The sequence below is a fragment of the Pseudomonas sp. 910_23 genome (genome assembly GCF_052850795.1).
Window position 1 is genome coordinate 54,704 of record NZ_VXCZ01000021.1, and the last position, 20,731, is coordinate 75,434.

At 60.7% G+C, this 20,731-nt stretch carries 17 protein-coding genes; all 17 read right to left on the reverse strand.

What is annotated here, in order from left to right:
- Positions 1-8 precede the first annotated feature (8 nt).
- The 17 genes from nuoI to FW800_RS22690 all read right to left on the reverse strand — a co-directional run bounded on the left by nuoI (position 9) and on the right by FW800_RS22690 (position 20,435).
- Complete coding sequence (nuoI, locus tag FW800_RS22610) at positions 9-557, reverse strand: NADH-quinone oxidoreductase subunit NuoI (RefSeq protein WP_003174725.1); 549 nt, start codon at positions 555-557, stop codon at positions 9-11.
- Positions 558-568: 11 nt separating this feature from the next.
- Positions 569-1,576 carry an NADH-quinone oxidoreductase subunit NuoH gene (gene nuoH / locus FW800_RS22615; RefSeq protein ID WP_003192116.1) on the reverse strand — a complete coding sequence of 336 codons (1,008 nt, stop codon included), beginning with the start codon at positions 1,574-1,576 and terminating at the stop codon, positions 569-571.
- Positions 1,573-4,287, reverse strand: coding sequence for an NADH-quinone oxidoreductase subunit NuoG (gene nuoG / locus FW800_RS22620; RefSeq protein WP_032880616.1), 2,715 nt, complete (start codon positions 4,285-4,287; stop codon positions 1,573-1,575). The genes nuoH and nuoG overlap by 4 nt, the downstream gene beginning before the upstream one ends.
- Before the next feature lie 135 nt (positions 4,288-4,422).
- Positions 4,423-5,778, reverse strand: coding sequence for an NADH-quinone oxidoreductase subunit NuoF (gene nuoF, locus FW800_RS22625; protein WP_005789119.1), 1,356 nt, complete (start codon positions 5,776-5,778; stop codon positions 4,423-4,425).
- Positions 5,775-6,272 carry an NADH-quinone oxidoreductase subunit NuoE gene (nuoE, locus tag FW800_RS22630; protein WP_003232080.1) on the reverse strand — a complete coding sequence of 166 codons (498 nt, stop codon included), beginning with the start codon at positions 6,270-6,272 and terminating at the stop codon, positions 5,775-5,777. Before nuoE ends, nuoF begins: the two co-directional genes overlap by 4 nt.
- 2 nt (positions 6,273-6,274) lie before the next feature.
- Positions 6,275-8,059, reverse strand: coding sequence for an NADH-quinone oxidoreductase subunit C/D (gene nuoC, locus FW800_RS22635; RefSeq protein ID WP_005789116.1), 1,785 nt, complete (start codon positions 8,057-8,059; stop codon positions 6,275-6,277).
- A gap of 72 nt (positions 8,060-8,131) precedes the next feature.
- Complete coding sequence (locus FW800_RS22640; RefSeq protein ID WP_003174719.1) at positions 8,132-8,806, reverse strand: NuoB/complex I 20 kDa subunit family protein; 675 nt, start codon at positions 8,804-8,806, stop codon at positions 8,132-8,134.
- A 10-nt stretch (positions 8,807-8,816) separates the two neighbouring features.
- Positions 8,817-9,230 (reverse strand): NADH-quinone oxidoreductase subunit A, encoded by a 414-nt coding sequence (locus FW800_RS22645; RefSeq protein ID WP_003192109.1) that lies wholly within the window; start codon positions 9,228-9,230, stop codon positions 8,817-8,819.
- A gap of 638 nt (positions 9,231-9,868) precedes the next feature.
- A complete protein-coding gene (gene aceA, locus FW800_RS22650; protein WP_003174717.1) occupies positions 9,869-11,194 on the reverse strand; it encodes an isocitrate lyase in 1,326 nt (441 codons plus the stop codon).
- A 494-nt stretch (positions 11,195-11,688) separates the two neighbouring features.
- Complete coding sequence (locus tag FW800_RS22655; protein WP_223018498.1) at positions 11,689-12,426, reverse strand: secretin N-terminal domain-containing protein; 738 nt, start codon at positions 12,424-12,426, stop codon at positions 11,689-11,691.
- A 167-nt stretch (positions 12,427-12,593) separates the two neighbouring features.
- Complete coding sequence (locus FW800_RS22660) at positions 12,594-13,016, reverse strand: GNAT family N-acetyltransferase (protein WP_032880619.1); 423 nt, start codon at positions 13,014-13,016, stop codon at positions 12,594-12,596.
- Positions 13,009-14,175, reverse strand: coding sequence for a ribosomal protein uL16 3-hydroxylase (locus FW800_RS22665; RefSeq protein WP_005789108.1), 1,167 nt, complete (start codon positions 14,173-14,175; stop codon positions 13,009-13,011). The genes FW800_RS22660 and FW800_RS22665 overlap by 8 nt, the downstream gene beginning before the upstream one ends.
- An 83-nt stretch (positions 14,176-14,258) precedes the next feature.
- Positions 14,259-15,629 (reverse strand): adenylosuccinate lyase, encoded by a 1,371-nt coding sequence (gene purB / locus FW800_RS22670; protein ID WP_005789106.1) that lies wholly within the window; start codon positions 15,627-15,629, stop codon positions 14,259-14,261.
- Positions 15,630-15,754: 125 nt separating this feature from the next.
- On the reverse strand, positions 15,755-16,378 hold the full coding sequence (hflD, locus tag FW800_RS22675) for a high frequency lysogenization protein HflD (RefSeq protein WP_005789104.1): 624 nt from the start codon (positions 16,376-16,378) through the stop codon (positions 15,755-15,757).
- A complete protein-coding gene (gene mnmA, locus FW800_RS22680) occupies positions 16,375-17,499 on the reverse strand; it encodes a tRNA 2-thiouridine(34) synthase MnmA (RefSeq protein WP_103734500.1) in 1,125 nt (374 codons plus the stop codon). The genes hflD and mnmA overlap by 4 nt, the downstream gene beginning before the upstream one ends.
- A 59-nt stretch (positions 17,500-17,558) precedes the next feature.
- Positions 17,559-18,005 carry an NUDIX hydrolase gene (locus tag FW800_RS22685; RefSeq protein WP_446438507.1) on the reverse strand — a complete coding sequence of 149 codons (447 nt, stop codon included), beginning with the start codon at positions 18,003-18,005 and terminating at the stop codon, positions 17,559-17,561.
- 204 nt (positions 18,006-18,209) lie between these two features.
- Positions 18,210-20,435, reverse strand: a complete 2,226-nt coding sequence (locus FW800_RS22690) for an NADP-dependent isocitrate dehydrogenase (RefSeq protein WP_103734501.1) — start codon at positions 20,433-20,435, stop codon at positions 18,210-18,212.
- Between the last annotated feature and the right edge of the window lie 296 nt (positions 20,436-20,731).

The following is a 20,731-nucleotide window of genomic DNA, read 5'->3' on the forward strand; positions in this document are numbered from 1 at the left end:
TTTCTTCCTTAAGGCAGCAAGCTCTTCACGTTGATCGGCTCGGCTTCGTTTTGTGCGGCGCCCTTCGGCTTACCGGCAACGGCCATACCTGCAACACGATAGAAGTTGTAATCAGGGTTTTTACCGGGACCAGAGATCAGCAGATCTTCTTTCTCGTACACCAGGTCCTGACGTTTGAACTCGGCCATCTCGAAATCCGGTGTGAGCTGGATCGCGGTGGTCGGGCAAGCTTCCTCGCAGAGGCCGCAGAAAATGCAGCGCGAGAAGTTGATACGGAAGAAGTCCGGGTACCAGCGACCGTCTTCGGTTTCAGCTTTCTGCAGGGAGATGCAACCCACCGGGCACGCCACGGCGCACAGGTTGCAGGCTACGCAACGCTCTTCGCCATCGGGGTCGCGGGTCAGTACGATGCGGCCGCGATAGCGCGGCGGCAGGTACACCGCTTCTTCGGGGTATTGCAGGGTGTCGCGTTTGCGAAAGCCGTGACCGAACACCATCACCAGGCTTCGCAACTGGGTACCGGTACCCTTAACGATGTCGCCAATATATTTGAACATGGGTCAAATCCTCACTGAACCGCGGCAGCTGGCGTGTTCAACAACACGACGGCAGCCGTCACCAGCAAATTGATCAGGGTCAGCGGCAGGCAGAATCTCCAGCTGAAATCCATCACCTGGTCATAGCGTGGGCGCGGAATCGAGGCGCGCAGCAGGATGAACAGCATGATGAAGAACGCGGTCTTCAAGAAGAACCAGAAGAAGGCCAACTGCGGCAGGATGCCGAACGGACCGTGCCAGCCGCCGAAGAACAGCGTGACCAGCAGGGCCGAGATCAAGATGATGCCGATGTACTCACCGACGAAGAACATGCCCCACTTCATGCCGGCATATTCAATGTGGTAACCGTCGGCCAGTTCCTGCTCCGCTTCCGGCTGGTCGAACGGGTGACGGTGAGTCACGGCCACGCCAGCGATGAAGAAGGTGCAGAAGCCAAAGAACTGCGGAATGATGAACCACAGGTTCTGTGCCTGGTACTCGACGATATCGCGCATGTTGAACGAGCCGACCTGCACCACGATGCCCATCAGGGCCAGGCCCATGAACACTTCGTAGGACACGGTCTGGGCCGAGGCCCGCAAGCTGCCCAGCAGGGCGAACTTGTTGTTACTGGCCCAACCGGCGAACAGCACCGCATACACCGACAGACCGGCCATGGCGAAGAAGAACAGCAAGCCGATGTTCAGGTCCGCCACGCCCCAGGTCGGGGTGATCGGGATGATCGCGAAGGCAATCAGCAAGGCGCTCATGGCTACCACCGGTGCCAGGGTGAAGATCACCTTGTCGGCGAACGGCGGGGTCCAGTCTTCCTTGAAGAACATTTTCAGCATGTCGGCCGCGATCTGGAACATGCCGAATGGGCCAACGCGGTTCGGACCGTAACGGTCCTGCCACCAGCCCAGCAGGCGACGTTCGACGAAGCTGAGCAGCGCGCCCGCGACGACCACGGCCAACAGGATCACGATGGCCTTGACCACCGAGATGATCACGTCAATTACTTCCGGCGTGAACCAAGTCATTGCGCTGCCTCCTGCAGACCGTCAACGGTTTTGCCGAAAATGGCAGGCGGAATACCGGCGATGCCTTTAGGCAGTGCAACCAGGCCGGCACCCAGCTCGTCATTGATACGCAGCGGCAGACGCAGGGTCTGACCAGCCACGTTGAGGCTGAGCAGCGCACCGTCGTTGACGCCCAGGCGGTCGGCTTCGGACTTGGCCACGGACACGTAAGCGGCAGGAATGCGCTCTTGAACCGGCGCGGCCTTGGAAGAGGTTTCTTCGCTGCCGAACAGGTGGAAGAACGGCACGACCTGCCAGGTGCCCGGAGCCGGGTTGAACGGACGCGGTACCGCAGTGAACCAGTTCAGCGCGTCACCGGTGCTTTCGATCAGGCGGGTGCCCGGGTCGCCAGCACGGATGTGACCACCGACTTCATCCTGGAACTTGTTCCAGGCCTGCGGCGAGTTCCAGCCCGGCGACCAGGCAAACGGCACCTGCTGACGCGGCTCGGCCGAGCCCGAATAACCTTCCATGGAGAAGGCGAACGCAGTGTCGATGTCTTGCGGGGTACGCGGTTCGTGCACGCTGATGTCGGCGCGCATGGCGGTACGACCGGAGTAGCGCAGCGGTTCACGGGCCAGTTTCAGGCCCTTGATACGGAACGCGGCAGACGGCGCGGCATCGACGATGCGGGCCAACTGCGGCGCGCTCGCAGCGGTGGCTGCGGTGACGTGGTCGAGCTGGGTCCAGTCAATCGGCTGGTTCAGCAGGGTGGCGCGCAGGGCATGCAGCCAGCGCCAGCCTTCGTGCACCAGGATGCTGGCATCCATGTACTTCGGATCGAACACCTGGAAGAAGCGCTGGGCGCGGCCTTCCTGGCTGACCAGGGTACCGTCGCCTTCGGCGAAGGTGGCGGCTGGCAGCACCAGGTCGGCACGCTCGCTGGTGGCGGTCTTCTGGTGGTCGGCCACGATCAGGACTTTGGCAGCGTCCAGCGCAGCGTCAACCTTAGCGGCAGCGGTGCGGGTGTACAGGTCGTTTTCCAATACCACAATGGCGTCGGCGTTGCCGTCGGTCACTGCTTGCAGGGCGGCGTCCAGGGACTCGCCACCGAGCATGGCCAGGCCCAGGCTGTTGGCTTCCGGCACCACCAGGCTGATGGAGCCGTTCTTGTCGCGCAGCTTCAGGGCCTTGGCGATGTTGGCAGCGGCTTCGATCAGCGCCTTGGAACCCAGGGAGGTACCGGCAATGATCAACGGGCGCTTGGCCGCCAGCAGTGCGTCGGCGATGCGCTGGGCCAGTTCGACGGCTTCGGTGTCCAGGCCGTCGACGGCAGGCGCGCTGGCGTCGAGGGCGTGGGCCACGGCGAAACCGAGGCGGGCCAGGTCGTCCGGTGCGGCGTGCACGCATTCTTCGGCGATGTCGTCGAGCTTGGTTTCAGCCAGCGAGGCGATAAACAGCGGGTTCAGCGCGTGCTGACCGATGTTTTTCACCGCGGCGTCGAGCCACGGCTGTACGCGCATGGCGTCGGCCATTTCTTCGGCCTTGCCTTTGACCGACTGGCGCAGCGACAGGGCAATGCGCGCAGCGGTCTGGGTCAGGTCTTCACCGAGCACGAAGATCGCATCGTGGTCTTCGATGTCGCGCATGTTCGGAACCGGCAGCGGGCTGTCGTTCAGCACTTGCAGGACCAGGCGGATGCGCTCCAGCTCGCCGGCTTCGATACCGCAGTAGAAGTGCTCGGCACCGACCAGCTCGCGCAACGCGAAGTTGCTTTCGAGGCTGGCACGCGGCGAACCGATACCGACGATATTGCGCCCGCGCAGCAGGTCGGCGGCTTTATCCAGCGCCGCGTCCAGGCTCAGCTTGGCGCCATCGGCCAGCAGTGGCTGGCGTGGGCGGTCTTCGCGGTTGACGTAGCCATAGCCGAAACGGCCACGGTCGCACAGGAAGTACTGGTTGACCGACCCGTTGAAGCGGTTTTCGATACGACGCAGCTCGCCGTAGCGCTCGCCCGGGGAGATGTTGCAACCGCTGGAGCAGCCATGGCAGATGCTCGGTGCGAACTGCATGTCCCACTTACGGTTGTAGCGCTCGGAGTGGGTCTTGTCGGTGAACACGCCGGTCGGGCAGACCTCGGTGAGGTTGCCGGAAAACTCGCTCTCAAGCACGCCGTCTTCAACGCGACCGAAGTACACGTTGTCGTGGGCGCCGAAGACGCCCAGGTCGGTGCCGCCGGCGTAGTCTTTATAGAAGCGCACGCAGCGGTAGCAGGCGATGCAGCGGTTCATTTCGTGGGAAATGAACGGGCCGAGGTCCTGGTTCTGGTGGGTACGCTTGGTGAAGCGATAACGGCGCTCGTTGTGGCCGGTCATCACCGTCATGTCTTGCAGGTGGCAGTGACCGCCTTCCTCACAGACCGGGCAGTCGTGGGGGTGGTTGGTCATCAGCCATTCGACAACGCTGGCGCGGAACGCCTTGGATTCTTCATCGTCGATGGAGATCCAGGTGTTGTCGGTGGCTGGGGTCATGCAGGACATGACGATACGACCACGGGTGTCGTTCTCGTCGGTGTATTGCTTGACTGCACACTGGCGACAGGCACCGACGCTACCGAGCGCGGGGTGCCAGCAGAAATACGGGATATCGAGGCCGAGTGACAGACATGCCTGTAACAGGTTGTCTGCCCCATCGACTTCGAGCGCTTTGCCGTCTACGTGGATAGTGGCCATGGTTCAAAGTTCTTCGTTGGCCCGTTGTCAGCGGGCGTGGCTAATGGAATCTTGTTATTCATGTGCATCTACACAGCCTTTACGGCGTCAGCACATGAGCAGGCGAAGGGCACGGACCCTTCGCCTGTTTAAGCGTTACGCGCCGACTACGATCGGCTTCGCCAGAGGCGGGACGGCGGCGCTGGTGGGCGCGATGCCGGCTTCGAACTCCGAGCGGAAGTATTTGATTGCGCTGCCCAAAGGCTCTACGGCGCCCGGTGCGTGAGCACAGAAGGTCTTGCCTGGGCCGAGGAAGCCGACCAGGCCCAGCAGGGTTTCGATATCACCCTCGCGGCCTTCGCCGTTTTCCAGGGCCATCAGCAGCTTGACGCTCCACGGCAGGCCGTCGCGGCATGGGGTGCAGAATCCGCAGGATTCACGGGCAAAGAACTGCTCCATGTTGCGCAGCAGCGAGACCATGTTCACGGTGTTGTCGACCGCCATTGCCAGGCCGGTACCCATCCGGGTGCCCACCTTGCCGATGCCGCCGGCATACATTTGTGCGTCCAGGTGCTCAGGAAGCAGGAAACCGGTGCCGGCGCCGCCTGGCTGCCAGGCTTTCAAGGTGTAGCCGTCGCGCATACCGCCGGCGTAGTCCTCGAACAGCTCGCGTGCGGTCACGCCGAACGGCAGCTCCCACAGACCCGGGTTCTTGACCTTGCCGGAGAAGCCCATGAGCTTGGTGCCCATGTCTTCGCTGCCCTCGCGAGCCAACGATTTGTACCAGTCCACGCCGTCGGCGATGATCGCCGGCACGTTGCACAGGGTCTCGACGTTGTTCACGCAGGTCGGCTTGCCCCACACGCCGACGGCGGCAGGGAAGGGCGGCTTGGAGCGCGGGTTGGCGCGGCGACCTTCGAGGGAGTTGATCAGTGCGGTTTCTTCACCACAGATATAACGCCCGGCGCCGGTGTGCACGAACAGTTCGAAGTCGAAGCCGGAACCGAGGATGTTCTTGCCCAGCAGGCCCGCAGCCTTGGCTTCTGCCACTGCACGGTTGAGGTGCTTGGCGGCGGTGGTGTACTCGCCACGCAGGAAGATGTAGCCACGGTAGGTCTTGAGCGCACGGGCGCTGATCAACATGCCTTCGATCAGCAGATGGGGCAGTTGCTCCATCAGCATGCGGTCTTTCCAGGTGTTGGGCTCCATCTCATCCGCGTTGCACAGCAGGTAGCGGATGTTGATGGATTCGTCTTTGGGCATCAGGCCCCACTTCACACCCGTGGGGAAGCCTGCGCCGCCGCGGCCCTTGAGGCCGGCGTCCTTCACGGTCTGGACGATATCGTCCTGGGCCATATCGGCGAAGGCTTTGCGCGCTGCGGCGTAACCGTTCTTGGCCTGGTATTCGTCAAGCCATACCGGCTCGCCGTCGTCACGCAGGCGCCAGGTCAGCGGGTGGGTCTCGGCCGAACGCTTGATCAGGTTGGCCGGGCCGAAGGAAGTCAGGGTCATGGGTAGCCCTCGAGCAATTGGGTCACGCCAGCAGGCTGTACGTCACCGAATGTGTCGTCGTCGATCATCAACGCCGGCGCCTTGTCGCAGTTGCCCAGGCAGCACACCGGCAGCAGCGTGAAGCGGCCGTCGGCGGTGGTCTGGCCGAGGCCGATGCCGAGCTTGGCCTGGATTTCGCTGACCACGGACTCATGGCCGCCGATGTAGCAGACCATGCTGTCGCACACGCGAATGATGTGACGGCCGACTGGCTGACGGAAGATCTGGCTGTAGAACGTGGCCACCCCTTCAACGTCGCTGGCAGGGATGCCGAGGATCTCGCCGATGGCGTAGAGGGCGCCGTCGGGCACCCAGCCACGTTCCTTCTGAACGATCTTCAGGGCTTCGATCGACGCCGCGCGCGGATCTTCGTAGTGATGCAGCTCGTGCTCGATGGCCGAGCGCTCGGTTTCACTCAAGGTGAAACGGTCTGTCTGGATAAGCGTGCTGTTCATGCTTAGCGGTCCACGTCGGCCATAACGAAATCGATACTACCCAGGTACGCAATCAAGTCCGCGACCATCTCGCCTTTGATCACCGAAGGGATCTGCTGCAAGTGGGCAAAACTTGGGGTACGAATCCGGGTGCGGTAGCTCATGGTGCCGCCATCGCTCGTCAGGTAATAACTGTTGATACCCTTGGTCGCTTCGATCATCTGGAAGGATTCGTTGGCCGGCATGACCGGGCCCCACGAAACTTGCAGGAAGTGCGTGATCAGGGTTTCGATGTGCTGCAGCGTGCGCTCTTTGGGCGGCGGCGTGGTCAGCGGGTGATCCGCCTTGTACGGGCCGGCCGGCATGTTGCGCATGCACTGCTCGATGATCTTCAGGCTCTGGCGCATTTCTTCGACGCGCACGATGCAACGGTCGTAGGCATCGCCATTGGCCGCCAGCGGTACTTCGAACTCGAAGTTCTCGTAGCCGGAGTACGGGCGCGCCTTGCGCAGGTCGAAGTCGCAACCGGTGGAACGCAGGCCGGCACCGGTGACGCCCCATTCCAGGGCCTCTTTGGTGTTGTACTGGGCGACGCCGATGGTACGACCCTTGAGGATGCTGTTGTCCAGCGCGGCTTTCTGGTACTCGTCCAGACGCTTGGGCATCCAGTCGATGAACTCCTTGACCAGGCGCTCCCAGCCGTTCGGCAGGTCGTGGGCCACGCCGCCGATGCGGTACCAGGCCGGGTGCAGGCGGAAACCGGTGATGGCTTCGATGACCTTGTAGGCGCGCTGACGGTCGGTGAAAGTGAAGAACACCGGAGTCATGGCGCCGACGTCCTGGATATAGGTACCCAGGAACAGCAGGTGGCTGGTGATGCGGAAGAACTCGGCCATCATGATGCGGATGGTGTCGACGCGGTCCGGCACTTTAATGCCGGCCAGCTTCTCGACCGAGAGCACGTACGGCAGGTTGTTCATCACGCCGCCGAGGTAGTCGATACGGTCGGTGTACGGGATGAAGCTGTGCCAGGACTGACGCTCGGCCATCTTCTCGGCGCCACGGTGGTGGTAGCCGATGTCCGGGACGCAGTCGACGATTTCTTCGCCGTCCAGTTGCAGGATGATACGGAAGGCACCGTGAGCCGAAGGGTGGTTCGGGCCCAGGTTGAGGAACATGTAGTCCTCGTTGGTGCCGGAGCGTTTCATGCCCCAGTCTTCCGGACGGAAGCGCGCCGCTTCTTCTTCAAGCTGCTGCTTGGCGAGGTTGAGGCTGTACGGGTCGAATTCGGTGGCGCGGGCAGGGAAGTCCTTGCGCAGTGGGTGACCTTCCCAGGTCGGCGGCATCATGATGCGCGTCAGGTGTGGGTGGCCAGGGAAGTCGATGCCGAACATGTCCCAGACTTCACGCTCGTACCAGCTGGCGTTCGGCCAGATACCGGTGACGGTCGGGATGCTCAGGTCGCTCTCGCTCAGGGCGACCTTGATCATCACGTCACTGTTACGTTCCAGCGACATCAAATGGTAGAAGACGGTGAAATCGGCGCCGCTCGGCAGCCCCTGGCGCTTGGTGCGCAGTCGCTCGTCCACGCCATGCAGGTCATAGAGCATGACGTACGGCTTGGGCAGGTTGCGCAGGAAGGTCAGGACTTCGACGAGCCTGGCGCGCGCCACCCACAGCACCGGCATACCGGTGCGTGTGGCCTGGGCGGTGAAGGCGTCAGGGCCAAAACGGTTATTGAGTTCGACAACCACATCCTGGTCGTCTGCCTTATAAGGCGGGATGTACAGAGCACTGCCTGTAGTCATGGTTTTTTATCGCTTTCGGTCAACGTAAAGAATGAAGCCAGGTTTTCGTTCTATAAAAGAAGCGGTGCTGGATCAGACTTCGTCGGGGCTGCGCAGGTTGGTGACTGCGATTCGCTGTTCGCGGCGCTGTTCCTTTTGGGACGGCATCTCGGCGCGGTACACGCCTTGATCACCGACGACCCAGGACAGCGGGCGACGCTCCTTGCCAATCGATTCCTGCAACAGCATCAAGCCTTGCAGGAAAGCTTCGGGGCGGGGCGGGCAGCCAGGCACGTAGACGTCCACGGGCAGGAACTTGTCCACCCCTTGAACGACCGAGTAGATGTCGTACATGCCACCGGAGTTGGCGCACGAACCCATGGAAATAACCCACTTCGGTTCGAGCATTTGCTCATAGAGACGCTGGATGATCGGCGCCATCTTGATGAAGCAGGTACCGGCGATAACCATGAAGTCCGCCTGGCGCGGTGATGCCCGGATAACTTCGGCGCCAAAGCGCGCGATGTCATGGGGCGCCGTGAAGGCGGTGGTCATTTCCACGTAGCAGCACGAAAGGCCGAAGTTGTACGGCCACAGGGAGTTTTTACGCCCCCAGTTGACCGCGCCACTCAGCACGTCTTCCAGCTTGCCCATGTAGATGTTTTTGTGGACTTGGTCTTCTAACGGGTCGGAAACGGTTTCCCGTTCGCCGATGGGGTACTGCTCGTTAGGAGCATCCGGGTCGATCCTGGTGAGATTGTATTGCATTGCCAAAGCCTCATTGTTTCAGCTTCGCCTGCCGCTTGCGACGAGCTTCCGGAGCCCAGTCAAGGGCGCCCACTCGGAACAGGTAGACAAGACCTGCCAACAGAATTGCTATGAAAACGAGAGCTTCGACGAATCCGGTCCAGCCGCTTTCGCGGACGGACACAGACCATGCAAAGAGAAAGAGGGCTTCGATATCGAAGATCACGAAGAGCATCGCGACCAGATAGAATTTGGCTGAGAGCCGCAAGCGGGCGCCACCTGTAGGTAGCATGCCGGACTCGAACGGTTCGTTTTTGCTGCGGCCCCAGGCTTTTGACCCGAGTAGGCTGGAGACGCCAAGCATGAAGGCGCAAAGGCCCACAACACCGAGGAGGAAAATGGCAAAGCCCCAGTTGTGGGCCATGAGTCCTGTCGCGTCGGTCATGCTGGAAATCCTTAACAGAGAGCAAAGGTCTCTGAGCTCGAAAAAGTAACGATGCAGTGACGATATGTCGCACTGCAATCAATCGCGGTGATTTTATGGCTAAACACCGGGCAAGTAAAATTCCCAGGGCGAAATTATTCGGTGGAATAAGCACATAGTGCACCTTCTTGGGGCTGTAGCCCTTGTGCCGTGGGCATTAGCGGGCTTTTCATCAATTATGTTTTGTTTAAGCTGTAACGAAGTTTTCAGGCGCCAAATGATAATGAATATTGTTTGCGTGGGGTTTAAGCGATTGTTTCTCATGTGGCGGGGGAAGTTGCCGTTACTTGCTTGAGTGTCGCTTAGTTGTCGCAACGGTTCTTTTAACCGATTGGATGTGTGCGAATACCGCTCTGGATCAATGTTTTGCGCAAAATTCCTTGTGGGAGGGGGCTTGCTCCCGATAGCTGAGTGTCGGTCAGCATTTCTGTCACTGATCCACCGCTATCGGGAGCAAGCCCCCTCCCACATTCAACTCCTTTGTGTCAGAGAGACTTTTGTGCAGGCAAAAAAACGCCCCGAACCAGTCGGGGCGTGATTGTTGTGCGGCACTGCGGTTAGGTCTTCCTTGGGGCCGCAGTGGCCGTGTACTCAGTGGATCAGTGGAACTGCTCTTCTTCGGTCGAACCGGTCAGCGCGGTCACGGACGAGGTGCCGCCCTGGATCACGGTGGTCATGTCGTCGAAGTAGCCGGTGCCCACTTCCTGCTGGTGCGCCACGAAGGTGTAGCCTTTGGCGGCGTCAGCGAATTCCTGCTCTTGCAGCTTCACGTAGGCAGTCATGTCGTTGCGGGCGTAGTCGTGCGCCAGGTTGAACATGCTGTGCCACATGTTGTGAATGCCGGCCAGGGTGATGAACTGGTGCTTGTAGCCCATGGCCGACAGCTCGCGCTGGAACTTGGCGATGGTCGCGTCGTCCAGGTTCTTCTTCCAGTTGAAGGAAGGCGAGCAGTTGTAGGACAGCAGTTGGTCCGGGTATTCCTTCTTGATCGCTTCGGCGAAGCGACGAGCTTCGTCCAGGTCCGGCTTGGCGGTCTCGCACCAGATCAGGTCGGCGTACGGCGCGTAGGCCAGGCCGCGGGCAATGGCCTGGTCGAGGCCGGCGCGGACTTTATAGAAACCTTCCTGAGTACGCTCGCCAGTCACGAACGGCTGGTCGTACGGGTCGCAGTCCGAAGTCAGCAAGTCAGCGGCGTTGGCATCGGTACGGGCCAGGATGATGGTCGGTGTACCGGCAACGTCAGCGGCCAAACGCGCAGCGGTCAGCTTCTGTACGGCTTCCTGGGTCGGTACCAGTACCTTGCCGCCCATGTGGCCGCATTTCTTCACTGACGCAAGCTGGTCTTCGAAGTGCACGCCGGCAGCGCCAGCCTCGATCATGCTCTTCATCAGTTCGTAGGCGTTGAGTACGCCGCCGAAACCGGCTTCGGCGTCAGCCACGATGGGGGCGAAGTAGTCGATGTAGCCTTCGTCACCCGGGTTCTTGCCGGCTTTCCACTGGATCTGGTCGGCACGACGGAACGAGTTGTTGATGCGCTTGACCACGGTTGGAACCGAGTCCACCGGGTACAGCGACTGGTCGGGGTACATGGATTCAGCGGAGTTGTTGTCCGCTGCCACTTGCCAGCCGGACAGGTAGATCGCCTGGATGCCGGCTTTTACCTGTTGGACTGCCTGGCCGCCAGTGAGGGCGCCCATGCAGTTGACGAAATCTTTGTCGGGACGGAAGGACGGCTTGGCACCTTGGGTGACCAGGTTCCACAGCTTCTCGGCGCCGAGTTTTGCAAAGGTGTGCTCAGGTTGGACCGAGCCACGCAGGCGGACGACGTCAGCAGCGGAATAAGCGCGGGTCACGCCTTTCCAGCGTGGGTTTTCAGCCCAATCTTTTTCAAGGGCTGCAATTTGCTGTTCGCGTGTCAGTGCCATGGGGAAAAACCTCGTCGCATAGGTCTAGGTGGAAAATTCCATTTGCCAGCCACGTAGAAAGTGCGTGGTGATGGCTGCTCGCTGACCAGAAGCTTGGGTGTTCAAGTCAAGTTCGGCGGGGTAGGCGACGGGATGAACGATTGGTTCAAGGCGGAGTTGAGCAGGTAAGGGCAAACTGCAAACGGTCTTCGGGCGTCGTGGGCCTTTGTACGATTCATCAGTGCGTAGCCGGGTTACCTGGTTAGCTTCCGTCCCTCGGGACAACTTCGTTCCAGTCGCAACCTCGTCCAACGTGCCTTGTGGGCGGTACAGACACGAATCGGCTCAGGTGGGTAACTTGGAGCGGCGATCCGAAGGCCCTTGCCAGGGCCCCTGATTAGCGGGAGCGAGGCCATCATGCCCATGCTTTTTTGGATCGTCAAATGTTTTGTAGTGCTTTTTTCAAGGCACTACATCTTTGGTCTAATACGACTCGCCAGTCAGTTTTTGGTGCTTCAGTTCAGGGTATCGACCTTGACCCGCACCGTCAGGTCATCGCGGCCCTGAGTAGAGTAGCTGCGGGTTGTAGAAGATTTGTCGGCCTGGGTTTCGCCATTGATGCCTGCCAGGGTAATCCATTCGCCCAAGCGTCCGCTGACGGTTGTGTCGGTGCTCTGCACGTTCACTACATCAGGACGTTCCTGGCTCATACGGTCACGGTTGGTACTGATAGCCAGGTGTACGGTCTCGCCGGTGACGCTGGCGGTGACGTAAAAGCCCTGGGTGACGTTGCGATACTGGGTCTGGTTCTGCAGGCGGCCATAGCCATCCTGGTGCGTGGTGGTCAGCGGTACGCTCTGGCCGATCTGAATAAGCGCCGGCACGCCTTCGCTGGCCTGGATCTGCTGGATGCCGCCATCGCGGCTGACGGTGCCATAGCTGATGATGCGGGTCTGGCTGTCGCCGCTGTTCTGCTGGTTGGTTTCGTTGGTGTCGACGGTGATCAGCAGGCGTTTGGCCGGCGTGTCCAGTTGGGAGAGCAGGGTACGCAAGCCCTCGATCTTCGCAGGGTCGGCGTTAACGATAAGCTGGTTGCCGTAGGCGCTGACGGTGCCGTCCTTGCCGATGAAGTTCTGCGCCACGGGCAGCAGGTCGGCGCTGGTGCGGTTGCTCAGGTTGACGACCTCGGTGGCAGCCAGGGCCGAAACACTGGCGGTCAGGAGCAGGGCGGTGAGCAGGGTGCGTAGGGACATGTCCGTTATCTCTGCGAGTCATTTGGCTTGATAGTGCCAGTTTGTCGGCCTGGCGGGGCGCAAGTTGAATCGTAGACGGCAAAATGCCCTGGCAGGCAGGGCATTTTGAGGTGTTGCTGATATGGCTATCGGGGGCTTGCTCCCGATATAGGCGACTCGGTCTTGAGTCAGCCCCCGCGCACCATATCCACATGCGGAATCCCGACTTCAAGAAACTCATCGCTGACGATCTTGAAACCCAACCGCTCATAAAACGGCGCCGCATACACCTGCGCACTGAGGAACTGCCGGGTCTGGCCGCGCTTTTCAGCCACTCCAATCACCGCTTCCATCAGCTTGTCGCCCACCTTCAGCCCGCGCCAGTCCTTGAGCACCGACACGCGACCAATCTCGCCGCTGGGCAGCAGGCGTGCGGTACCAATCGGAAAGTCGCCTTCGAATGCGAGGAAATGCATGGCGCCAGCGTCGTCCGCATCCCACTCGAGCTCGGCTGGAACCGATTGCTCGGCGATAAATACCGCTTCACGAATGCGCCGAATCTCGTCGATATCCTTTCGCCAGTCCGCGACACTTACGTGAATCTTATTCATCCGCGAACCCCAGGCTGCCTTGCTTGACCAGTTCGCACAGCAGGTCGCGGCCGTCTTCGTCGGCCAGCCATACGCTGAGGTTTTCGCTGTGCAGTGCGTCGGCCGAGCACACCAGCTTCAGCAGTTCACGCAGCTTGCCGGGCAGGTAACGGCTCTGGCCACTGGCGAACAGCAATACATCGTCGTCGACTTCAGACCAGGCCAGGCGCGCGCTTGGGTTGCGTACCAGAATCGCGCCATCTTGCAGGCTGTTGATGAAGTCTTCTTCGCCCAGCTCTTCACCAGCGACCAGTTCCGGGTAGCGCGGCTCGGTCATGAACTGGCCGAACCAGGTCAGCAACATGCGCTCGTCGCTCATGTGCTCAGCCAGCAGACCCTTGAGGCGATCCAGAGCGTCGACCTGAATCTGGTGTGGGTCGCTGACCGGCTGGGCGTCGGCGTCGGTGTAGCGCTCTTCGTCAGTCAGGTACTGGCTGAGGAAGTCGGTGAAGTGGGTCAGCACTTCGGCGGCGCTCGGGGCGCGGAAACCCACCGAGTAGGTCATGCAATCGTCTTCGGCAATGCCGAAGTGCGCCAGGCGCGGTGGCAGGTAGAGCATGTCGCCTGGCTCCAGCACCCATTCGGCGCTTTCTTCGAATTCGGCGAGGATGCGCAGGTCAGCGTGTTGCAGCAGCGGGCTTTCGGAGCTGCACATCTGGCCGATCTTCCAGTTGCGCTTGCCCTGGGCTTGCAGCAGGAACACATCGTAGTTATCGAAGTGCGGACCGACGCTGCCGCCGGGCGCGGCGAAGCTGATCATCACATCGTCGATACGCCAGCTTGGCAGGAAACGGAAGTGCTCCAGCAGTTCGGCGACTTCCGGCACGAACTGGTCGACCGCCTGCACCAGCAGGGTCCACTCACGCTCTGGCAGGGCGCTGAAGGCATCTTCGGCGAATGGGCCGCGACGCAGTTCCCACGGGCGCTCGCCGTGTTCGATCACCAGGCGCGATTCGACTTCTTCTTCCAGGGCCAGGCCTGCCAGTTCGTCGGCGTCGATCGGGCTTTCGAAGTCAGGGATGGCCTGACGGATCAGCAGGGGTTTCTTCTGCCAGTAGTCGCGCAGGAATTCCCGTGCCGTGATGCCGCCCAGAAGTTGAAGAGGGATATCAGGATTCATGTGTAACCTATTGAAAAAAAGCACTTTTAAGACTGGAATAAAAACGCCCGGCGCGGCCGGGCGTCTCAAGGGTCTTGCGGTAATCAGATGCGCTTGGCTTGCTCTACAGCGTTACCGATGTAGTTGGCCGGGGTCAGCAGTTTCAGCTCGGCCTTGGCGGCAGCTGGCATGTCCAGGCCGTCGATGAAAGTCTGCAGCGCTTCAGAGGTGATCCCCTTGCCGCGTGTCAGTTCTTTGAGTTTTTCGTACGGGTTTTCGATGTTGTAGCGACGCATCACGGTCTGGATCGGCTCGGCCAGGACTTCCCAGCATGCATCCAGGTCAGCGGCGATTTTCTGCTCGTTGAGCTCAAGCTTGCTGATGCCTTTGAGGCTGGCTTCGTACGCGATCACGCTGTGGGCAAAGCCTACACCGAGGTTGCGCAGTACGGTGGAGTCGGTCAGGTCGCGCTGCCAGCGAGAGATCGGCAACTTGCTGGCCAGGTGCTGGAACAGCGCGTTGGCGATGCCGAGGTTGCCTTCGGAGTTCTCGAAGTCGATCGGGTTGACCTTGTGCGGCATGGTCGACGAGCCGATTTCACCGGCAATGGTGCGCTGCTTGAAGTAGCCCAGGGAGATGTAGCCCCAGATATCGCGATCGAAGTCGATCAGGATGGTGTTGAAGCGCGCAATCGCGTCGAACAGCTCGGCAATGTAGTCGTGGGGTTCGATCTGCGTGGTGTAAGGGTTGAAACCCAGGCCCAGTTCGTCTTCGATGAAGGCGCGGGCGTTGGCTTCCCAGTCGATCTCGGGGTAGGCCGACAGGTGGGCGTTGTAGTTGCCCACGGCGCCGTTGATCTTGCCCAGCAATGGCACGGCGGCCACTTGAGCGATCTGGCGCTCCAGGCGGTACACCACGTTGGCCAGCTCTTTGCCCAGGGTGGTCGGCGAAGCCGGCTGGCCGTGGGTGCGCGAGAGCATCGGCACATCAGCGAAACGGATCGCCAGTTCACGGATAGCGTTGGCGGTCTGGCGCATCAACGGCAGCATCACGTCATCACGGCCTTCGCGCAGCATCAGGGCGTGGGACAGGTTGTTGATGTCCTCGCTGGTGCAGGCAAAGTGGATGAATTCGCTGACCTGGGCCAGTTCCGGCAGCTTGGCCGCTTGCTCTTTGAGCAGGTACTCGATGGCTTTGACGTCGTGGTTGGTGGTGCGCTCGATCTCTTTCACACGCTCGGCGTGCTCCAGGGAGAAGTTTTCCGCCAGGGTGTTCAATACAGCGTTGGCCTCGGCGGAAAACGCCGGCACTTCGCCGATGGCAGGGTGAGCGGCCAGGCGCTGGAGCCAGCGCACTTCAACCAGTACACGCGCACGGATCAAACCGTATTCGCTGAAAATAGGGCGCAGGGCCTGGGTTTTGCCGGCGTAGCGGCCGTCAACAGGGGAAACCGCAGTGAGCGAAGAGAGCTGCATGGGGTGTTCTCGGACAGTCGGGCAACGAAATGGGGCGCGTATCATACATGAAAAAATCCGCCGGTCCGTTGCCAACTGACCGGCGTATTACGCGTAACGGCTTGAAAATGGCCTGCTGATGCGACTTATTCGTTGCGCATCAACGGGTAAAGCTCTTTAAGCAATTTGCGTCGGCTGATCACCAGTTGCCAGCGATGTCCGCCCAACTGCCGCCACAACCGCGCCGAACGAATGCCGGCCAGGAGCAGCGCGCGGATCTTCGAGGCGTTATTGGGTTGCTGCAGGTTGCGCATGTCGCCGTGCACCTGGATGCGCTGGCGCAAGGTGCTCAAGGTGTCCTGGTAAAGCGCCCCGCAGGCCGCGATTACGTTCTCGTGGGCCGGGCCGAAGTGCTCAACCTGGGACTGGATTTGCGGCAGGCGCTTGCCGATGGTTTCCAGCAGGTCGTCGCGCTTGGCTAGCTGCCGTTCCAGGCCGAGCATCGACAGGGCGTAGCGCAACGGCTCGCGCTGCAGGGTGCTTGGGTCGCGTTCGAGGGCGCCGATCAGGGCGCGATAACCTTCGCGCAGGCTCAGGTCGTCGCCGCCGTACACGTCCAGGGTATCCTTCGGATCAACCACCAGCAGGCTGCCGAGCATGCACGTCAGGCCGGCCTCGGTCACCTGGCCGGTCTTGGCGATCTTGTCCACCAGGACTGCCGCGAGGAAGACCCCGCCCAGTGCCGTCAATTGCTCCTGGGTCGGGCTCATGCCGGATGGCTCCAGGCTTGCGCAACTTCAATCACGCCGCCGCCCAGGCAGATTTCGCCGTCGTAGAACACCACGGATTGGCCTGGGGTGACCGCACGTTGCGGGTCGTCGAAGGTCGCGCGGTAACCTGTGGCGGTTTTTTCCAGGGTGCACGGCTGGTCGCTCTGGCGATAGCGCACTTTGGCGGTCAGGCGGCGTGGCGTGCTCAGGTCGATCGGGTTGACCCAGTAGATCTCGGAAGCGAGCAGGGCGCCGGAGAACAGCAGCGGATGTTCGTTGCCCTGGCCGACCACAAGCACGTTGTTTTCCAGATCCTTGACCAGCACGTACCAAGGCTCTTCACCTGCGTCTTTCAGGCCGCCGATGCCCAGGCCCTGGCGCTGGCCAATGGTGTGGTACATCAGGCCATGGTGACGGCCGATCACTTCGCCGTCAGTGGTCTTGATCTCGCCCGGCTGCGCCGGCAGGTACTGCTTGAGGAAATCGCTGAAGCGGCGCTCGCCGATAAAGCAGATCCCGGTGGAGTCTTTCTTCTTGGCGGTGGCCAGGCCGTGTTTCTCGGCGATCTTGCGCACTTCGGGCTTTTCCAGTTCGCCGACCGGGAACAGGGTCTTGGCAATCTGTTCACCGCCGACGGCGTGCAGGAAGTAGCTCTGGTCCTTGTTCGGGTCCAGGCCCTTGAGCAATTCGGTGCGGCCATCGATATCGCGACGGCGCACGTAGTGGCCCGTGGCAATCAGGTCGGCGCCAAGCATCATGGCGTAATCGAGGAACGCCTTGAACTTGATTTCGCGGTTGCACAGGATGTCCGGGTTCGGCGTGCGGCCGGCCTTGTATTCGGCCAGGAAGTGCTCGAACACGTTGTCCCAGTACTCGGCGGCGAAGTTGGCAGTGTGCAGCTTGATGCCGATCCTGTCGCACACGGCCTGGGCGTCCGCCAGGTCGTCCATGGCGGTGCAGTATTCGGTTCCATCGTCTTCTTCCCAGTTCTTCATGAACAGGCCTTCCACCTCATAACCCTGCTCCATGAGCAGAACGGCGGAAACGGAAGAATCCACGCCGCCGGACATACCGACGATGACGCGCTTCTTTTGTGTGTCAGAAGGGGCTGGATCACGCATAGGGTTTCAACGGGTGTCTTGAAAAAGGACGCGATTCTATCAGGCCCGAGCCGCTAAGGCTAAAGAGAAGGGCGGATCAATTCGAGACTGTGCCGGTGGCCGGCCAGATAATCATCGATACAGCGGATGATCAGCTCGCTGCGCCAGTCATCGCGCACGGTCATCAACTCGTCACGGGTCAGCCAACGGGCGCGCAGGATGCCTTCGTCGAGTTGATAGTTCGGGTGGTGTTTCAGGGCCTTGGCGATGAAGCAAACCCGTTGATAGGTCACGCCGTTGCTGGGGGCAGTGTAGAGGTAGATGCCGACGATGCCGGTGGCTTCGACATCCCAGCCGGTTTCTTCGAGGGTTTCGCGCACCGCGGCCTCGGTGAGGGTTTCGTTCGGGTCCAGATGGCCGGCGGGCTGGTTGAGCACGGCGCGGCCGCCCTTGAGTTCTTCGACCATCAGGAAGCGGCCGTTGTCTTCAACGATGGTGGCGACGGTGATGTGGGGGAGCCAGGTCATTGCAAACCTCGGTATCGGGAAGGTGACTCGGTCAATGTGGGAGCTGGCTTGCCTGCGATGGCGGTGGGTCAGCTGCACCTGTATGAACTGACAGACTGTAATCGCAGGCAAGCCAGCTCCCACATTTGATTGGGTTTCTTCAATGAAGTCCCTACAAACAGAAACCCCGGCACTGGGCCGGGGCTTCTTTGCATCCTTACAACCTTACTTCAACTTGGCAATCGCCGCATTGAGGGTGTTGCTTGGGCGCATGGCCTTGCTGGTCAGCTCGGGGTTCGGCGCGTAGTAGCCGCCGATGTTCACGGGCTTGCCCTGCACCGCGTTGAGCTCGGCAACGATGGTTGCTTCGTTCTCGGCCAGGGTTTTTGCCAGTTCGCCGAACTGCGCTTGCAGTGCAGCGTCTTCGGTCTGGGCGGCCAGGGCTTGGGCCCAGTACAGCGCCAGGTAGAAGTGGCTGCCGCGGTTGTCGATGTTGCCGACTTTGCGCGATGGCGACTTGTTGTTGTCCAGGAACTGACCGGTAGCCTGGTCCAGGGTCTTGGACAGTACCAAGGCTTTGGGGTTGTTGTAGGTCACACCCAGGTGCTCAAGGGAAGCGGCCAGGGCCAGGAACTCGCCCAGGGAGTCCCAACGCAGGAAGTTTTCTTCCAGCAGCTGCTGAACGTGCTTGGGAGCCGAACCGCCAGCGCCGGTTTCGAACAGGCCGCCGCCGTTCATCAGCGGCACGATCGACAGCATCTTGGCGCTGGTGCCCAGTTCCATGATCGGGAACAGGTCGGTCAGGTAGTCGCGCAGCACGTTGCCGGTCACCGAAATGGTGTCCAGGCCCTTGCGGGTGCGCTCCAGGGTGAACTTCATCGCATCGACCGGGGCCATGATGCGGATGTCCAGGCCTTCGGTGTTGTGGTCTTTCAGGTACGCCTGAACTTTCTCGACCACTACGCCATCGTGAGCGCGCTTGGGGTCCAGCCAGAAAATGGCCGGGGTGTTGCTGGCGCGGGCACGGTTGACGGCGAGCTTGACCCAGTCCTGGATCGGCGCGTCTTTGGTCTGGCACATGCGGAAGATGTCGCCGGCCTCGACTTTCTGTTCCATCAGCAGGTTGCCCTGGCTGTCGGTGACGCGAACAACGCCGTCAGCCTTGATCTGGAAGGTCTTGTCGTGGGAGCCGTACTCTTCGGCTTTCTTGGCCATCAGGCCAACGTTTGGCACGCTGCCCATGGTGGTCGGGTCGAAGGCGCCATTGGCCTTGCAGTCTTCGATGACCGCCTGGTAGATGGTGGCGTAGCAGCGATCCGGGATCACAGCCTTGGTGTCGTGCAACTGGCCGTCGGTGCCCCACATCTTGCCGGAGTCACGGATCATGGCTGGCATCGAGGCGTCGACGATCACGTCGCTCGGCACGTGCAGGTTGGTGATGCCTTTGTCGGAGTTGACCATCGCCAGGGCAGGACGAGCGGCGTAGACGGCCTGGATGTCGGCTTCGATCTGCGCTTGCTGGTCGGCCGGCAGGGCCTTGATGCGGGCATACAGGTCGCCGATGCCGTTGTTCAGGTTGAAGCCGATCTGCTCAAGCACGGTAGCGTGCTTGGCCAAGGCATCTTTATAGAACTCGGCAACGATCTGGCCGAACATGATCGGGTCGGAGACCTTCATCATGGTGGCTTTGAGGTGAACCGACAGCAGCACGCCTTGCTTCTTGGCGTCCTCGATTTCAGCGGCGATGAAGCTGCGCAGGGCTTTCTTGCTCAGTACGGCGGTATCGATGATTTCGCCGGCCTGGACGCTGGTCTTTTCTTTCAGGACGGTGGTGGTGCCGTCCTGAGCAACCAGCGCAATTTTGACAGCATCGGCGGCTTCGATCTGTACGGCTTTTTCGCTGCCGTAGAAGTCACCATTGCTCATGTGGGCAATGTGCGACTTGGAGTCGGCAGCCCAGGCGCCCATCTTGTGCGGGTGCTTGCGTGCGTAGTTCTTGACCGACAGCGGCGCGCGGCGGTCGGAGTTGCCTTCGCGCAGTACCGGGTTCACGGCGCTGCCCTTGACCTTGTCGTAACGTGCACGGGTTTCTTTTTCCGCGTCGGTGGTTACGGTTTCCGGGTAGTCCGGCAGGGCGTAGCCCTGGGCCTGCAGTTCCTTGATCGCGGCTTGCAGTTGCGGGGTCGAGGCACTGATGTTAGGCAGCTTGATGATGTTGGCTTCAGGGGTTACGGCCAGGTCGCCCAGTTCGGCGAGGTGGTCCGGGATAGCCTTGGTGCCCAGTTGCTCGGGGAAGCTTGCGAGGATGCGCCCTGCGAGGGAGATGTCGCGGGTTTCAACGGCAATATCAGCGGAAGCGGTGAAGGCCTCTACGATAGGCAACAGTGAATAGGTGGCGAGGGCTGGAGCTTCGTCGGTGAAGGTGTAGATGATCTTCGAGCGGGTGGGCATATTCGGATTAACTCTCTTCTTTGCTGAAAGCGTGCGCAGAAACTCGAGATGCGCCGGGTGGAGCGCGTTCGTTCAAAGTCATCCATGAGCGAAATGTCGAGGTTTCTTCGCGGTGATGTTGGGTTGCATCAGTCGAGCGTCAAGCGTTTGGACTATTGTAATAGTCCTGCTTTCTGGCTGAAGGCTACTGTCTAGAGCGGTCAACCGTCGTGACTCTTTGGTCAGCGGCGGCATTATACATAGGTCGCTATGCTTACGCAGAGCCTTCATACAAAAGCTGTGTCGTCCATTGGTCT

What these genes read in the sequence shown, in the direction of transcription:
- nuoI (WP_003174725.1), bottom strand. Translation starts at nt 557, where the DNA reads ATGTTCAAATATATTGGCGACATCGTTAAGGGTACCGGTACCCAGTTG.
- nuoH (WP_003192116.1), bottom strand. Translation starts at nt 1,576, where the DNA reads ATGACTTGGTTCACGCCGGAAGTAATTGACGTGATCATCTCGGTGGTC.
- nuoG (WP_032880616.1), bottom strand. Translation starts at nt 4,287, where the DNA reads ATGGCCACTATCCACGTAGACGGCAAAGCGCTCGAAGTCGATGGGGCA.
- nuoF (WP_005789119.1), bottom strand. Translation starts at nt 5,778, where the DNA reads ATGACCCTGACTTCCTTCGGCCCGGCCAACCTGATCAAGCGTTCGGCC.
- nuoE (WP_003232080.1), bottom strand. Translation starts at nt 6,272, where the DNA reads ATGAACAGCACGCTTATCCAGACAGACCGTTTCACCTTGAGTGAAACC.
- nuoC (WP_005789116.1), bottom strand. Translation starts at nt 8,059, where the DNA reads ATGACTACAGGCAGTGCTCTGTACATCCCGCCTTATAAGGCAGACGAC.
- FW800_RS22640 (WP_003174719.1), bottom strand. Translation starts at nt 8,806, where the DNA reads ATGCAATACAATCTCACCAGGATCGACCCGGATGCTCCTAACGAGCAG.
- FW800_RS22645 (WP_003192109.1), bottom strand. Translation starts at nt 9,230, where the DNA reads ATGACCGACGCGACAGGACTCATGGCCCACAACTGGGGCTTTGCCATT.
- aceA (WP_003174717.1), bottom strand. Translation starts at nt 11,194, where the DNA reads ATGGCACTGACACGCGAACAGCAAATTGCAGCCCTTGAAAAAGATTGG.
- FW800_RS22655 (WP_223018498.1), bottom strand. Translation starts at nt 12,426, where the DNA reads ATGTCCCTACGCACCCTGCTCACCGCCCTGCTCCTGACCGCCAGTGTT.
- FW800_RS22660 (WP_032880619.1), bottom strand. Translation starts at nt 13,016, where the DNA reads ATGAATAAGATTCACGTAAGTGTCGCGGACTGGCGAAAGGATATCGAC.
- FW800_RS22665 (WP_005789108.1), bottom strand. Translation starts at nt 14,175, where the DNA reads ATGAATCCTGATATCCCTCTTCAACTTCTGGGCGGCATCACGGCACGG.
- purB (WP_005789106.1), bottom strand. Translation starts at nt 15,629, where the DNA reads ATGCAGCTCTCTTCGCTCACTGCGGTTTCCCCTGTTGACGGCCGCTAC.
- hflD (WP_005789104.1), bottom strand. Translation starts at nt 16,378, where the DNA reads ATGAGCCCGACCCAGGAGCAATTGACGGCACTGGGCGGGGTCTTCCTC.
- mnmA (WP_103734500.1), bottom strand. Translation starts at nt 17,499, where the DNA reads ATGCGTGATCCAGCCCCTTCTGACACACAAAAGAAGCGCGTCATCGTC.
- FW800_RS22685 (WP_446438507.1), bottom strand. Translation starts at nt 18,005, where the DNA reads ATGACCTGGCTCCCCCACATCACCGTCGCCACCATCGTTGAAGACAAC.
- FW800_RS22690 (WP_103734501.1), bottom strand. Translation starts at nt 20,435, where the DNA reads ATGCCCACCCGCTCGAAGATCATCTACACCTTCACCGACGAAGCTCCA.